At 68.5% G+C, this 14,319-nt stretch carries 13 protein-coding genes; 5 read left to right on the top strand and 8 right to left on the bottom strand.

Annotated features, from left to right (window positions below; genetic code table 11):
* The 3 genes from MFF30_RS15385 to htpG form a co-directional block, all read right to left on the bottom strand.
* Positions 1–952: DEAD/DEAH box helicase (locus MFF30_RS15385; protein WP_238280266.1), on the bottom strand; the 952-nt coding region annotated here is incomplete at its 3' end.
* A 190-nt stretch (positions 953–1,142) separates the two neighbouring features.
* On the bottom strand, positions 1,143–1,442 hold the full coding sequence (locus tag MFF30_RS15380; RefSeq protein WP_238280265.1) for a hypothetical protein: 300 nt from the start codon (positions 1,440–1,442) through the stop codon (positions 1,143–1,145).
* Positions 1,443–1,573: 131 nt separating this feature from the next.
* A complete protein-coding gene (htpG, locus tag MFF30_RS15375) occupies positions 1,574–3,427 on the bottom strand; it encodes a molecular chaperone HtpG (RefSeq protein ID WP_238280264.1) in 1,854 nt (617 codons plus the stop codon).
* 206 nt (positions 3,428–3,633) lie between these two features.
* On the opposite strand from htpG, the gene MFF30_RS15370 reads away from it, so the two are divergent.
* Positions 3,634–3,963, top strand: coding sequence for a hypothetical protein (locus MFF30_RS15370; RefSeq protein ID WP_238280263.1), 330 nt, complete (start codon positions 3,634–3,636; stop codon positions 3,961–3,963).
* A gap of 51 nt (positions 3,964–4,014) precedes the next feature.
* Here MFF30_RS15370 and MFF30_RS15365 read toward each other — a convergent pair whose 3' ends face one another.
* Entirely contained in the window at positions 4,015–6,906 is a 2,892-nt protein-coding gene (locus MFF30_RS15365; protein WP_238280262.1) for an EAL domain-containing protein, read from the bottom strand.
* A 212-nt stretch (positions 6,907–7,118) separates the two neighbouring features.
* Here MFF30_RS15365 and MFF30_RS15360 point away from each other — a divergent pair, with 212 nt between their 5' ends.
* Positions 7,119–7,466, top strand: a complete 348-nt coding sequence (locus MFF30_RS15360; protein WP_238280261.1) for a cupredoxin domain-containing protein — start codon at positions 7,119–7,121, stop codon at positions 7,464–7,466.
* 140 nt (positions 7,467–7,606) lie between these two features.
* Here the strand turns inward: MFF30_RS15360 and MFF30_RS15355 are convergent, their stop codons facing one another.
* A complete protein-coding gene (locus tag MFF30_RS15355; RefSeq protein WP_238280269.1) occupies positions 7,607–8,605 on the bottom strand; it encodes a hypothetical protein in 999 nt (332 codons plus the stop codon).
* A gap of 342 nt (positions 8,606–8,947) precedes the next feature.
* On the opposite strand from MFF30_RS15355, the gene MFF30_RS15350 reads away from it, so the two are divergent.
* A complete protein-coding gene (locus MFF30_RS15350) occupies positions 8,948–9,109 on the top strand; it encodes a hypothetical protein (protein WP_238280260.1) in 162 nt (53 codons plus the stop codon).
* Between the two features lie 35 nt (positions 9,110–9,144).
* Here MFF30_RS15350 and MFF30_RS15345 read toward each other — a convergent pair whose 3' ends face one another.
* Entirely contained in the window at positions 9,145–10,281 is a 1,137-nt protein-coding gene (locus MFF30_RS15345; RefSeq protein ID WP_373320913.1) for a cytochrome-c peroxidase, read from the bottom strand.
* 212 nt (positions 10,282–10,493) lie between these two features.
* Between MFF30_RS15345 and MFF30_RS15340 the strand changes: the two genes are divergently transcribed.
* Complete coding sequence (locus MFF30_RS15340; RefSeq protein ID WP_238280259.1) at positions 10,494–11,534, top strand: glutamine synthetase beta-grasp domain-containing protein; 1,041 nt, start codon at positions 10,494–10,496, stop codon at positions 11,532–11,534.
* Positions 11,535–11,636: 102 nt separating this feature from the next.
* Here MFF30_RS15340 and MFF30_RS15335 read toward each other — a convergent pair whose 3' ends face one another.
* Positions 11,637–12,245 carry a glutathione S-transferase family protein gene (locus tag MFF30_RS15335; protein ID WP_238280258.1) on the bottom strand — a complete coding sequence of 203 codons (609 nt, stop codon included), beginning with the start codon at positions 12,243–12,245 and terminating at the stop codon, positions 11,637–11,639.
* Between the two features lie 77 nt (positions 12,246–12,322).
* Here MFF30_RS15335 and MFF30_RS15330 point away from each other — a divergent pair, with 77 nt between their 5' ends.
* A complete protein-coding gene (locus MFF30_RS15330) occupies positions 12,323–13,027 on the top strand; it encodes a helix-turn-helix transcriptional regulator (RefSeq protein WP_238280257.1) in 705 nt (234 codons plus the stop codon).
* A gap of 16 nt (positions 13,028–13,043) precedes the next feature.
* Here the strand turns inward: MFF30_RS15330 and MFF30_RS15325 are convergent, their stop codons facing one another.
* Positions 13,044–13,985 carry a glutaminase gene (locus MFF30_RS15325; RefSeq protein ID WP_238280256.1) on the bottom strand — a complete coding sequence of 314 codons (942 nt, stop codon included), beginning with the start codon at positions 13,983–13,985 and terminating at the stop codon, positions 13,044–13,046.
* Positions 13,986–14,319 lie beyond the last annotated feature (334 nt).

Below are 14,319 nucleotides of genomic sequence, written 5' to 3'. Positions count from 1 at the left end.
GGGCGACGAGGTCGACCTGGGGCACGTTGAATCCGGTGGCCAGGACCCCCACCGAGGTCAGGCATCGGATCCGGCCCTCGCGAAAATCGCGGACCATGCGGTCGCGCGCCCGCTTCGGGGTCTCGCCCGAGAGAGTCTCGCAGGTATGGCCCTCGGCCCGGATCGCGTCGCGCACGGCAGTGGCGTGGGCGAGCCCGGCGCAGAAAGCGAGCCAGGCGCGTCGGCCTTGCCCGTAGCCCACCATCTCCTCCACGGCCGCGCGGGTGATCCAATCCTGGTTGACGGCGGCCTCCAGGGCGCTCGGGATGTAGTCCCCGCCGCGCCGGGGCACGCCCGTGACGTCGAGGGCCGTGGCGGTGGCCTTGGAGATCAGGGGCGCGAGGTAACCCTGGTAGATCAGGTCGCCGACATTCGCCTCGTACACGATGGCGTCGAACAGCCGTCCCGGACCCTCGTCGAGGCGGCCGCTGTCCAGGCGGTAAGGCGTGGCGGTCAGGCCGACCACGCGCAGATCCGGGCGGGCGGCCTTCAGGGCGGCGAGGAAGCGGCCGTAACGGGTCTCGGCGTCGCGGGGGATCAGGTGGGCCTCGTCCACCACGACGAGGTCGAACGGTCCGATCTCGGGTACGCGGTTCCAGACCGACTGGATGCCGCAGAACAGCACCTGCGCCCCCTCGTCCCGGCGCCCGAGCCCGGCCGAGTAGAGACCGGCCGGCGCGCCCGGCCAGAGGTTCAGGAGCTCGCCGTGGTTCTGGGCGATCAGCTCGCGGGTGTGGGTGACGACGAGGACGCGGTGCGCCGGGTTCGCCGCGAGGGTCTCGCGCACCAGAGCCGCGATGACCAGGGACTTGCCCGCCCCGGTGGGCAGCACGATGAGACCGGCCCCGTCGCCCCGCGCCCAGGCGGCGTGGAGTGCATCGAGGCTGGCGCGTTGATAGGGGCGAAGGTCCATCCGCGCGGCTTCTAGCGCCGGGGCACGCTGCTGTCCGTGTCCATTCTGCCGCGCGGAACACGATGGGACCATCGACGGCAAGAGGCCCCGCCCGCCGGTTCGGCGCACGGAGCTTCGTAGGGATGTCTCAGGTCATCGGCGCGTCAGAGCCTGGCGTGACGTTCCGCGCCCGACCTCAGCGCAGCCGTGATTAGCAATTGTCGGCGCTGTCACCCTTCACGACCTGACCCTCGGCAGGCTTCTTCTCGCCCGGGGCCGGCTGCGTGTTCGCGCCAACATTGTTCATCGCACCGACGGTGCCGGGCGACTCGGCCTTGGCACCGGGCGTGACCTTGGCGCTCGATCCACCATCGACAGTGGAGGACTTGTCCATGGATGCGGACTTGTCCTTCATGTTGCTGGTCGTGCCGGTCGCGCAGGGGGCGGCGAAGGCGGTGGTCGCGGTCAGCATCAGGGCGGCGGTGGCGACGGCAAGATTACGAATGGTCATGTTTCCTCCAGATCAATTCTGGAGTTCAACCCGATTCCGGGGTACTCGTTCCGTCATTCGGCGGGCAAAGTGGAAGAATAAATCCGGCGACGTGGCACGTCGCCGGATTGATCTCCTGGAAAATACCGGGTTCAGGCCGTGGCGAGGGCCGCCGCCATCTTCTGCGCGAAGGCGACGGGATCGCGCGGCGTGTCCCCATCCTGCACCCGGGCGAGATCCAGAAGCGTGCCGGCGGCCTCCGTGATGTCGCCCTGGGTGTCGACCTTGGCGGCCAGCGACTGGATCAGCGGGTGGCGCGGGTTGATTTCCAACACCGGCATGCTGCCGCCGCCGCGTCCCGCCCGCCGCAGCAGCCGCTGCATCTGCAGGTCGGGGCCGTGACCGGAGGCCGAGAGCACCACCGCGCTCTCCACCAGGCGATCGGTGGCGCGCACGTCGGAGACGTCGGGGCCGAGTGCCGCCTTCAGGGCCGTGACCAGCGCCTCGACGGTGGCCGGAGACTCCGCGCCGTCGGGCGCTTCCCCGGCGAACTTCGAGAGATCGACCGCTCCCTGCGTCACCGAGCGCAGCGGCTTGTCGTCGAAGCGGGCGAGCGCCTCGGGCCAGAAGGCGTCGACGTGGTCGGACAGCAGCAGGACCTCGACACCGCGCGCGCGGAACCCCTCGAGTTGAGGCGAGCGCTTCAGGGCGTCGGCGTCGTCGGCGACGAGGTAGTAGATCGCCTCCTGGCCGTCCTTCATGCGGGAGACGTAGTCGGGCAGGGAGGTCCAGCCGTCGACGGCCGAGGAATGGAAGCGCAGCAAGGGGGCGATCTCGGCCCGGCGCTCATGGTCCTCGTAGATGCCCTCCTTGAGGACGGGGCCGAAATTCTCCCAGAACGGGCGATAGCCCTCGGCATCCTTGGCGCGGTTGGTCAGCTCGGTCAGCACGCGGCCGGTGACGGCGCGGCGGATCTTCGTGAGCACCGGGGTCGCCTGCAGCATCTCGCGGGAGACGTTGAGGGGCAGATCCTCGGTGTCGACCACGCCCTGGACGAAGCGCAGCCAGGAGGGAAGGAGCTCGGCCTCGTCGGTGATGAACATGCGCCGCACGTGCAGGCGCACCTTGCTGGCGCGCTCGCCCTCCACCGCCTGGAACGGCTTCATGCCAGGCACGAACAGCAGCGCCGAGAATTCCAGCGCGCCCTCGGCCCGCCAGTGCAGGGTCGCCCAGGGCTCGTCGAAGTTCATGCCGACATGTCGGTAGAACGCGGTGTACTGCTCCGGCGTGACCTCGGATTTCGCCTTGCGCCACAGGGCGGTGCCCTGGTTGGCGTTCTCTTCCTTGCCGTCCTCGCCTGTGATCGCGATCGGCACCGTGATGTGGTCGGCCCATTTGCGCACGACGTGGTCGAGCCGGTAGCTCTCCAGGTACTCGTCGGCATCCGCCTTGAGGTGCAGGACGATGTCGGTGCCGGGTTCAGCCCGGGTGGCGGGCTCCAGGGTGTAGCTGCCCTGGCCCTCGGAGGCCCAGGTCCAGGCCTCCTCCGAGCCGGCGCGGCGCGAGGTGACGGTGACCCGGTCGGCGACCATGAAGGCCGAGTAGAAGCCGACGCCGAACTGGCCGATCAGGCTCGGCTTGTCCTCGGGCTTGATGTCGGCGGCATTCTTGGCGTCGCCAAGGGCTTGGCTGAAGGCGCGGGTGCCGGAGCGGGCGATGGTGCCGAGGTTCTGGGCCAGCTCCGCCTTGGTCATGCCGATGCCGGCATCTGAGAGGGTCAGGGTCCGGGCGGCCTTGTCGGGAACGATGCGGACCTTGGCGTCCGGGGGCAGCGCCGAGGCCTGGTCGGTCAGCGCCTCGAAGCGGCGCCGGTCCATGGCGTCGGCGGCGTTGGCCACCAGCTCGCGCAGGAAGATCTCGCGGTCCGAATAGAGGGCATGGACCACGAGGTCCAACAGGCGCCCGACTTCGGCACCGAATTCGTGCCGCTCCACGGTGTCGCTCAAGGGATCGTCTCCGGATGTTGAAAGGGTTTGGCTGTCGGGCGCGATATGCCTCCGCCCCCTGGAGAATTCAATGCCGGTCAAGGTTGGCCGGCCTCGGATCACCCCTCCCGCCGCGCGGCGGCGACCGGCGCCTGACTTTTCTGGGAAACCTTGCGGCGCCTCGAGCGTAGCGTTGGCTCAAGACACCCGCCGGAGGAGCGAGCGCGATGGAACCGATGAAGCCGATGGAACCGATGAAGCCGATGAAGCCGATGGAACCGATGAAGCCCATGGAACCGATGAAGCCGATGAAGGGCTCGGAGCCCTGGTGGCCGAAGGAGCTCGGCCAGCCGTCGCGCAGCGGCGGCCAGAACGACATGCGCTACGCGTTCTTTCCCGACAAGCAGCGGCTCCTCGTGGAGACCGACGGCAAGTTGACCACCTACGACAGCGGCGACCACCGCATCAGCGGCGTCTCGCAGTCGAACGGCCGGGCACCGAGCTTCACCAGCCAGAACGGCGACGTGAACGTGAACGACCTCAAGGTCGTGGATTGAGCAAGGTCGTGGATTGAAGGCGCGTCCGGCGCGGGGCATTCCCGCGCCGTCTCAGGCCACGGCGCGGGAATTCCCCGTGCCGGCGGACGACCAGCGCTCGATCATCCGGGGCACGTCGCGTGCCGGCCCGGGCTTGGCGAAGAAGTAGCCCTGGCCTTCGTCGCAGCCCTCGCAGCGCAGGCGATCGAACTGCTCCTGGGTCTCGATGCCCTCGCCGGTGGTGCGCATCCCGAGGCTGAGGCCGAGGCCGATCACGGCCCGCACGATCAGCCCGGAATCGGTCTTGCTCGTGATGTCGCGCACGAAGGACTGGTCGATCTTGATCTTGTCGAAGGGGAAGCTGCGCAGGTAGCTCAGGCTGGAATAGCCGGTGCCGAAATCGTCCATGGCGATCCGCACCCCGAGGCGGCGCAGGGCGTAGAGGGTCGCCAGCGTCGCGAGGTTGTCCTTCAGGAGCACCGATTCGGTGATCTCCAGTTCCAGGCGGCCCGGCGGCAGGCGGCTCTTGGCCAGGGCCGCGCGGACGGACTCGACGATGATCTCGTCGCGGAACTGCACCGCCGAGACATTCACCGCCACCTTGATGCCGTCCGGCCAGCGCATCGCCTCCGTGCAGGCCGTGGTGAGGCACCAGGCGCCGAGGGGGACGATGAGGCCGATCTCCTCGGCCACCGCGATGAACTCGGCTGGCGGCACGAGGCCGCGCACGGGGTGGCGCCAGCGTACCAGGGCCTCGAAGCCGCCGATGCGCCGGCCGCGGAAATCGTAGATCGGCTGGTAGTGCAGCTCGAACTCCTCGCGCTCCAGCGCCTCGCGCAGGTCGATCTCGAGGGCCCGGCGCGCCCGCAGACTGACGTCCATCTCCACCTCGAAGAAGCGCTTGGTGCCGCGTCCGTCCGCCTTGGCGCGGTAGAGGGCCACGTCGGCGTTCTTGAGGAGCTTGTCACAGGTGGTGCCGTCGCCGGGGGCGAAGCAGATACCGATGCTGACCCCGACGCTGGCGCGGTGTCCGTCGAGGTCGTAGGGCGCGCTGACGACGTCGATGATGCGGCGCGCGAGCACGGCGGCGTCTTGCGGCTTCTCGGCCCCCGCCAGGATGATGGCGAACTCGTCGCCGCCGAGGCGCGCGACGGTGTCGACTTCGCGCACGCAGGCCCGGAGCCGGTCGGCCACCGCGCGCAGGAGGGCATCGCCCACGGGATGGCCGAGGGTGTCGTTGACCTCCTTGAACCGGTCGAGGTCGAGGCACAGCACCGCGAAGGGGCTCCCGCGGCCCAGATGCGCCACCGCCTCCTCGATGCGCTCGCCGAACATCGCCCGGTTCGGCAGGCCGGTCAGGACGTCGTGGCGGGCCATGAAGGCGATGCGGGCATCCGCCTCCCGGCGTTCGGTGACGTCCTCGAAGGTGGCCACGAGGCCGCCGCCGTGCACGGCCTTGTGCGAGACCGCCACCACCCGGCCGTCGCCGAGGTGGAGGAAGTCGGAATCGCTGGGCCGGCCCGGGGCCGTCTCGGCCAGGGCGAGGGCGAAGGCGTCCGGTTCTTCATGCGCGTAGGCGGTGCCGGCGCTGCTGAGGGCCGCCACCTCGCGATAGGGCAGGCCGAGGGGCAATTGCGCGGGGCCGAGGCCGAAGATCTCGCAGTAGCGCCGGTTGACCACGATGAGACGGCCGTCGGCGTCGAAGAGGCACAGACCCTGGGACATGTTGTCGAGGGCGGTGTCGAGGCGCAGGTTGGTCGACTGGAGGGTGGCCTCCTGCTCCTTGAGCAGGGTGATGTCGCTGCAGACCGCGATGAAGCCGCCGCTGCGGGTGGCGTTCCGGCTGATCCGGAGCCAGCGTCCATCGCCGAGGCGCAACTCGCTGCGCTCCTCCCGGGCGTCGAGGAGCGCCCGGGCGAGGCATCCGGCGCCCGCGGCCGAGCGCGCCACGAGACTCGCGATGGCGCTGCCGGCCGGGAGTGTGCCGGCGGCGAACCCGAGATAGTCGTCGGCCTGGCTGTTGGTGAGGGTGATGCGGCCGGCCTCGTCGACGACCACGATGCCCTCGCGGGAGGTCTCCAGGGCGTCCGCGAGCTGGTCCTCGGCCGAGATGCGCTGGGCGACTTCCTGCTCCATCGCCTGGCGGATGTTGTCGCGCATGACGCCCATGGCGACCAGGAGCGTGCCGATCTCGTCGGCGCTCCCCGTCGGCATCGTTCCACTGAGATCGCCGGCCGCGATGCGCGAGGCCGCCCGCGAGGCCTCGGCCAGGGGCCGCATGATGCGGCGCGCGAGGCCGAACGCCACCGTACCGGAGAGAAGCACGGCGATCAGGGTGCCGAAGAGGTTGATCTGGGTCTCGCGCGCCACGATGGCGCGCGCCTGCTGGCGGTAGATGAAGCCGTCGCCGGCGGTGTGGTTGATGAAGAGGTCGAAATTCTCCTCCGCGATCGCCGCGTAGCGGTCGAGATCCGCGTAGGCCTCCTCGGTCCGGCCCTGGTCCGACAGCTTGGAGCGGGCGGCGGTCCAGGCCGATACGGCCTGCTCGGCGGCCCGGGCGGCCTCGGTGGCCCGATCGGACTGGGCGCGCTCGACGGCGATCGCGAGATCTTCCGCCAGGGATTGCTGGAGGCTGACGACCCGCTCCTCGAGGGCCGTTCGCGCCGCCGGATCGCGCATCAGCCAGCGGCGTGCCTCCACGGCGCGCATCCCGGCGAAATCGGTGGCGGCGGCCCGCGCGTAGTTGATGGACATCAGCGAGCGGTCGAAGGTCTGGCTCACGAGTTCGTCCGCCCGCCGGATACTCGACGCAGCCGACAGCCCGAGCGCACCCGTGATCGTGCTCATGACCAGGAAGGCGATCACGATCCGGCCCCGGATCGTACCGAGCATCGCGCCGAGAGTGTCCGGCAGGGTCCGGCGACGCCGGCTGCCGGTCGACATCGGTGCTTCGGGAGGTGTCATCAAATCCGTCCGTCCATCGATAACGGCCAGTATGTCGGACAGACGTTAAGGTGATCTTGAAGTGTCGCACCGCCCCTTGCCGCATTAACGGATGCTTCACGCGCACGTGTCTTCGTGCGGTTGCAGGGTTTCGAGCGTGCCGGTCGCAGTGCGCCTTCGAAACTTGATCGGCGGGTTCCGCGCCTCACCATGCTTCTACGAACGGACCATCGATGCGACGCCTCTCCGTTTGTTGCCTGATCTTCGGCGTGCTGGGTATGGCGGCTGCCGGTGCTGCCCTGGCCGTGGTCGGTGCGCCGATCCTTCACGTGTCCCAGAAGGGGCGGGCATTTCAGCCGAACGCTCTCCTGGTGCCGCGCGGTGCCAGCGTCGAGATCGTCAACGACGACGGCGATCTGCTGCACCACGTCTACGTCGATGCGCCCGATTTCAATTTCGACTCCGGCGACCTGAAGCCCGGAAGCCGGACCAAAGTCACCTTCCCGGTCAGGGGAACCTTCGCGGTGTTGTGCGGCATCCATCCCAAGATGAAGCTCAGCGTCCGCGTCGAGGGGCAGTGAGCGCGCGTCCCGCCGCCTGATTCACTCTCCGTAACCCGGAAGGGCCCCCGCCCGGGATGGTGCGGAGACCCTTCGGTAAACCCGGTGACATCCCGGCCGACCCTTCGCCCCGCGGGGCCTCCCCCCGGCGGGGACACCCGTTAGAGGATGCTGGTGCCCTGGAACACGGCGTGGGCGCCGTAATAGAGCCCGATGAAGGCTGCCAGCGCGGCGCCGTACCCGACCGGCGTCAGCGCCAGGTTGCGCAGGCGGTAGGGAGCCGTGGCGTTGTCGGCGGCGATCGCCACCATCGCCACGATGATCGGGGCGTGGCCGATGGCGTCGATCTTACCGAACTCGAAGATCGCCGAGATGAAGGTCGCCGCCAGGAGGATCGCAGAGACACGGCGGACCAGCGGCGTACAGATCAGCGCGAAGGCGAGGACGAACTCCACCGCACCGGCCGCCTTCATGAAGTACTCGCCGCTGAAGCCGAAGGTCATGCCCGGATGTTCGACGAACAGCGGGTAGGACCATTGCGGGTAGGCCCACTTCTCCACCGAGGCCCACATCAGGGTGACGGCAGCCGTGTAGCGCACCACGTCGAGGGGGCGGATGCCGCCGGGGAGCGAACGGCCGAGGCCCGTGAGGGCGATGTAGGCGGCCACGCCGAGGAAGACCGGATAATCGGCGAGGTGGAAGGCGCCGTAGGCGCGGATCGCGGTGACGAACAGGACCACGATGCCCAGCGCCGAGAGCGGCATCGTCCGGCGCCACAGGAAGCCCACCGCGATGGCGAGCTGGAACCAGGGCAGGGCGGTGTTGGCCGTCTTCAGCTCCGGCGTGAGAATGACGCCGCCCAGGCTCCACAGAGCGACGAAGAAACCGCCGCAGACGGCGCGAAACAGCAATTCGGTGTTTTCGCGAGCCCAGGCCGTGGCACGGTCCAGGGATCGGATCAGCGCTGCCCCCAGCACCGTCCCCTCAAGTAGCCCCCCGACCACGAGGGCAAGCAGCGAGAGGCCGACCAGTTTCTCGAAATCCGCGCACAGGACCTCGCCGAGGCCGCGCGGTGCACCCGCCAGATCGTAGGCGCAGAACCATTTCACGTGTGCCATCGCGGCGTTGGTGCCCGCGAGCGTGAAGAAAGCCGTCGTCATCATGACTGCGGTGCGCGGCAGCCAACGTCTTCCGGGTTGCATGGGGAGGCCTTGCTGAAATCACCGGCGATCGGGGGCTTGCCGGCCCGATGAAAACTACGCGCCTTCGATGCATTGCGGAAGGAAGTTGTTAACGGATCTTACCGAATGGTTAACTTCCGTTCACAGGATCGCGTCCGCCTGCGCCGTCCACGCCGAAGCATAGGATGACGTTCGTTGTTCGCGCGGTTGTGATGTAACGGATTGATGACGATGGCGCGCGAAACCCGCGGGCCGGCCATGGTTCGCTAACCTTCGAAGCGCTACGGGAAGTCCATCCGTCGTCGCACAAGGAGGGGAGCGGTGATCGCAACCCTGAGCCTGTCGAGCCTACTCCTGGGGACCGGCCTCTCGTTCGCGGCGACGCGCAATTCCAGCCGGTCCGAGATCTGCGAGATCTGGTCCGGCCGCCTGCTCATCGCCGGCCTCGGACTCCTGGGTGCCAGCATGCCGCTGTTTCGCTGAGATACGGGGCTCCGGACGGGCGTGGTTCCGGAGGCTCAGTTCAGGCGAGGGCCGCCCGGAACTTCGGCGCCCGGAACTTGGGCGCCCGGAACTTCGGCGCTGAGTGTCCGCAGGAAGGACAGGAGGTCGCGCTTCTCGGTCTCGGTCAGGCCGATCGGCGCGATGGCGGGCGACCGACTCGGCCGCTCGATCCCACCACGGTCGTAGAGGTCGATGACCTCCGCCAGGGTGCCGAGCGAACCATCATGCATGTACGGCCCGCGCTCGGCGACGTCGCGCAGCGTCGGGGTCTTGAAGGCGTAGCGCAGCTGAACCGAGTTCGAGAAGAAAGTGGCCCGGCCGATATCCGCGCCCGTGCCCACGCCGATGTCGTGAAACGACCCGTCCGTGAAGGTCCAGCCGGAATGGCAGGCGGCGCACCGGCCCTTGCCGTTGAAGACCGCGAAACCCGCTTTCGCGCTGGAGTCGATCGCCGTTTCGTCGCCCTCCGCCCAGCGGTCGAAGGGCGCGCGGCCGGAGACGATGCCGCGCTGGAAGGTCGCCAGAGCCATCTGGATCCGCCGCCGGGTGACCGGGGCTCCGTCGGGTCCCGGTGCCGTACCCGCCGCTCCGGAATCCGCCGAGAACGCGTCGGAGAACGCGCGAGCGTAATCGGGAGCCCGGGCCAGCCGCCCGATGGCTTCCGCCTCCGGAAGGTTCATGGCGCTGGGGCTGGTGACCGGCGTGAAGGTCACGTCCTCGAGGTCGCGGAACTTGCCGTCCCACCCCAGGATCGGGGTCTGGGCGACATCCAGAAGTGTCGGCGTGCGAAACTTCATCGTGGCGCCGGTCTCGCCGATGCCGCGCGAGCGCTGGTCGCTCCAGGACCGGGAGGGAACGTGGCAGGAAGCGCAGCTCATCGTGCCCCCGCCCGACAGGATGGGATCGAAGAACAGGCGCCGTCCGAGCTCGGCCTTGGCTGGGCTGTAGGGATTGTCCGCTGGGTAAGGGTCCTCCACGGCGCGCCGGTAGCTCTCGCGCAGGGCGGCGAGGGCGTCCGGGGGCGTGTCGCTTCGGGCCATGCCGGGGCGATCCAGCTCGGGCTGGCCGGCCCGCGGGGCTACGGGGCTCAGGCCCGCCAAGACGGCGAGCAGCGCAGCGCCGGCGAGCGCGCCGCTGATCTGTCTGCGCATCGCGATCTCCTGATCAGCCAGCGCTAGGACAAACCCGTTAACGAACCCTCACGGTGACGCGGGCGGCGCAGATGCCGCACCCGGCGGTTTGGAACGTTTGGCGCGAACGTTGCTTAGGCCGGCCCAGCCAGGGATGGCTGCGAAACCCGTCAGGTACCCTGGGGTCTCAGGCAACCCGGGATATCGCATCGCTTCAGGACGAGAGGCTCGGAATGACGAAATACAAACTCGAGTATATTTGGCTCGACGGCTACACTCCGGTGCCGAACCTTCGCGGTAAGACCCAGATCAAGGAATTCGACGCCTTCCCGACCCTCGAGCAGCTTCCGCTCTGGGGCTTCGACGGCTCGTCGACGATGCAGGCCGAAGGCGGCAGCTCCGACTGCATGCTCAAGCCCGTGCGTCACTTCCCCGATTCCACCCGCAAGAACGGCGTTCTGGTGATGTGCGAAGTGATGATGCCGGACGGCGTCACCCCGCACGCTTCCAACAAGCGCGCCACCATCCTCGACGATGACGGCGCCTGGTTCGGTTTCGAGCAGGAATACTTCTTCTACAAGGATGGCCGCCCGCTCGGCTTCCCGACCGCCGGCTACCCCGCTCCGCAGGGCCCGTACTATTGCGGCGTCGGCTACAAGGAAGTCGGCAGCATCGCCCGCAAGATCGTCGAGGAGCACCTCGACCTCTGCCTCGACGCCGGCATCAACCACGAGGGCATCAACGCCGAGGTGGCCAAGGGCCAGTGGGAATTCCAGATCTTCGGCAAGGGCTCCAAGAAGGCCGCCGACGAGATGTGGGTCGCCCGCTACCTGCTGCAGCGCCTCTGCGAGAGCTACGAGATCGACGTCGAGTACCACTGCAAGCCGCTGGGTGCCACCGACTGGAACGGCTCGGGCATGCACGCCAACTTCTCGACCGAGCACATGCGCACGATCGGCGGCAAGGGCTACTTCGAGGCGCTGATGGCGGCCTTCAAGGAAAATCTCGACGACCACATCGCGGTCTACGGTCCGGACAACCACATGCGCCTGACCGGTAAGCACGAGACCGCGGCGATCGACCAGTTCAGCTATGGCGTGGCCGATCGCGGCGCCTCGATCCGCGTGCCGCACAGCTTCGTCAACAACGAATACAAGGGCTACCTGGAAGACCGCCGTCCCAACAGCCAGGGGGACCCCTACCAGATCGCCTCGCAGATCCTGAAGACCATCGCGTCGGTTCCGACCGCCGATGAGGCGCAGGCAGCAGCCTAAATTCTAGGCACTGCCGCAGGCATTCTGCCTGCTTCGACATCAAGGCCTGCCGCGCCAACCCGCGGCAGGCCTTTCTTTATGCCAATTCCTTGGGCGCGGTGATCACGCGGATGGGGTCTGAGACTCGGCGTCGAATTCCAGGGCAAAGCGCGCGCCCGGGCGGCTCATGCAGCGATCGACCCAGGCATCGAGGACCGGGTCGCCGGGCTTGCCAAACCAGGCATAGGGCGAGTGGAGCAGCAGGTCCGCCGCCGTGAATTGCGCACCGAACAGGAAGGGGCCTTCCGCCAGGGCTTCGCGCAGGCGCTGCCGCATCGCCGCGCCGTCCCGGAAGGTCGCCGCGAGGGCGGGGTGCGAAAGGCCGACGGCTTCGAGCACCATCACCGGTTCGACCACGCCCGCGTACCAGGCGAACCAGCCGAAATAGGCACCCCGCTGCGGGTGCCCGGCCGGGATGTTCAGGCCGGCTTCCGGGAACAGGTCGGCGAGGTGGAGCATGATCGCGCTGCTCTCCCGGACCGCCACGCCGTCATGGACGAGGAACGGCACCTTGCCCTCGGGATGCGGGTTGCGGGGGTCCCGCTGGCCGGAGCCGTCCTGGCGCGGGATGGCGACCCGCTCGATCGCCACCGTATCCAGCGCGTTCAGTTCGTGGAGCAGGGCGACGACGCGGGTCGAGCGGCTCCGGGGGGAATGATAAAGGGTCAGCATAGGGGACGGCTCCGGTTGGCGGTTTCGACGCCCCCGTTTATACGGGAGCCCAACTGCCAGTTTGCGTCAGTTGCGCGATGCCCCGTACGGACCGCCTGTTTCGCCTCCTCCAGGCCCTGCGCATGCTGCCGGCGCCGGTGACGGCCGCGCGGCTCGCCGAGGAGACCGGCGTCTCGATCCGCTCGCTCTACCGCGACATCGACAGCCTGCGAGCGGCCGGAGCCTGCATCGAGGGCGAGCGCGGTTACGGCTACCGCCTGATCGAGGACGGGGCGCTACCGCCGCAGATCTTCGACCGGATCGAGATCGAGGCCCTGGTGCTCGGCCTCGCCGAAGTGCGGCACATGGGAGACCCGGCCCTGGCCCGAGCGGCCGACGCGGTGCTCGCCAAGGTGGCGGCGACGCTGCCGGACGCGAGCCAGCAGCATCTGCTCCACGCCGTGTCCCGGGTCCGCCGCTCCGAGATGCGCTTCGCGCCTTCCGTCGGGATGGCGGCGATCCGGGAGGGGTGCTGGCGCGAGGAGGCGGTGACGATTCGCTACGCCGACAAGGACGAGCGCATCACCGAGCGCACGATCTGGCCGCTGGCGATCGTCTATCTCGACCGCAAGCTCGTGGTCCTGGCCTGGTGCTGCCTGCGCGCGGGGTACCGGATGTTCCGCGCCGACCGGATCGCGGCCGCCGAGGCCGCCGGCGCGAGTTTCCGGCCGAAGCGCGTCACGCTGCTGCGCACCTATCTCGACGCGCTGGCGCAGGAGGGCTCCGCCGGGGCAGGGGCATGACGCGCCCGGGCCGGCGTCACGCTCCGAAGATCGACCAGCCGAGGCGCTTCGTCAGCATCTCCAGGGCGATGCGGCCGAGATGCGAATTGCCGGAGGCATCGAGCCCCGGCGACCACACGGCGATCGAGGCCCGCCCCGGCGCGATGGCCAGGATGCCGCCGCCGACGCCGCTCTTGCCCGGCAGGCCGACGCGGTAGGCGAACTCCCCCGAGCCGTCGTAGTGGCCGCAGGTCAGCATGACGGCGTTGATGCGCCGCGCCCGCTCGGGCGAGACCACCGAGTGACCGGTGGCCGGATTGCGCCCGGAATGAGCCAGGAAGCGCCCCGCCTGGGCGAGTTGCCGGCACGACATGCTGATGGCGCAGTGGTGGAAGTACACGCCGAGAGTGAAATCCACCGGATTGTCGAGGACGCCGAAGGATTTCATGTAGTTGGCCAGGGCTACGTTGCGGAAGCCCGTGCGCAGCTCGGAGGCCGCCACCGCCTCGTCGATGGTGATCGTCGGGTCCTGCGCCAGGAACTGCATGAAGCGCAGGATCTCGCCGAGCGCCTCCCGCGGCTGGTGGCCCGAGAGGATCAGGTCGGTGACCGCGATAGCGCCCGCGTTGATGAACGGGTTGCGCGGGATGCCGCGCTCGCGTTCCAACTGGACGATGGAGTTGAACGGGCTGCCCGAGGGCTCGCGCCCGACCCGGCGCCAGAGCCGGTCGCCCGCCATGCCCAGCGCCAGGGTCAGGGTGAAGACCTTCGAGATGCTCTGGATCGAGAAGGGCGTGTCGCTGTCGCCGCCGGCCGCCACGTGCCCGTCCGCATCGATCACCACGAGGCCGAAACCCTTCGCGTCGACGCGGGCGAGTTCGGGAATGTAGGTCGCCACCTCGCCCCGATCCGTCCGATCCTGCATTTCGTCCGCGATGTCCCGGACGGCGCGGTCGAGTTCGGACGAATCTGTCTGCATCGGATTGTTTCTGAACGGAGGGATCGGAACGGCCCGATCCCGGGCCGCAAGCGGCGGGCCACGCGGGCCTCGGCGGCTGGCTCCATGATGGATAAGCGGGGGTGCGGCGGGACCGGCCCCTGCGCGATGGCCCCGATTCGGCCCCTTATTGTTCAGCTTGGAGACAGGATTTCGGAACTATAGACGGGCGTGGATCGCACTTGATCGATGTCATGCGTTTGTATCTAATCGTTTCTAGAATGTGTGGAGCGATTTCGGCCTGCATTCGCAGGCTTAAGATCAGATGAATACATTTTTCAGAACGCGTTAAATCGTGCGTCGCTAGCACCGCCGT

It is taken from the genome of Methylobacterium goesingense (assembly GCF_022179225.1).
Taxonomy (GTDB): domain Bacteria; phylum Pseudomonadota; class Alphaproteobacteria; order Rhizobiales; family Beijerinckiaceae; genus Methylobacterium; species Methylobacterium goesingense.
Note: the sequence above shows the minus strand (reverse complement) of the source record. Positions and strands in the feature narration are given on the sequence as shown.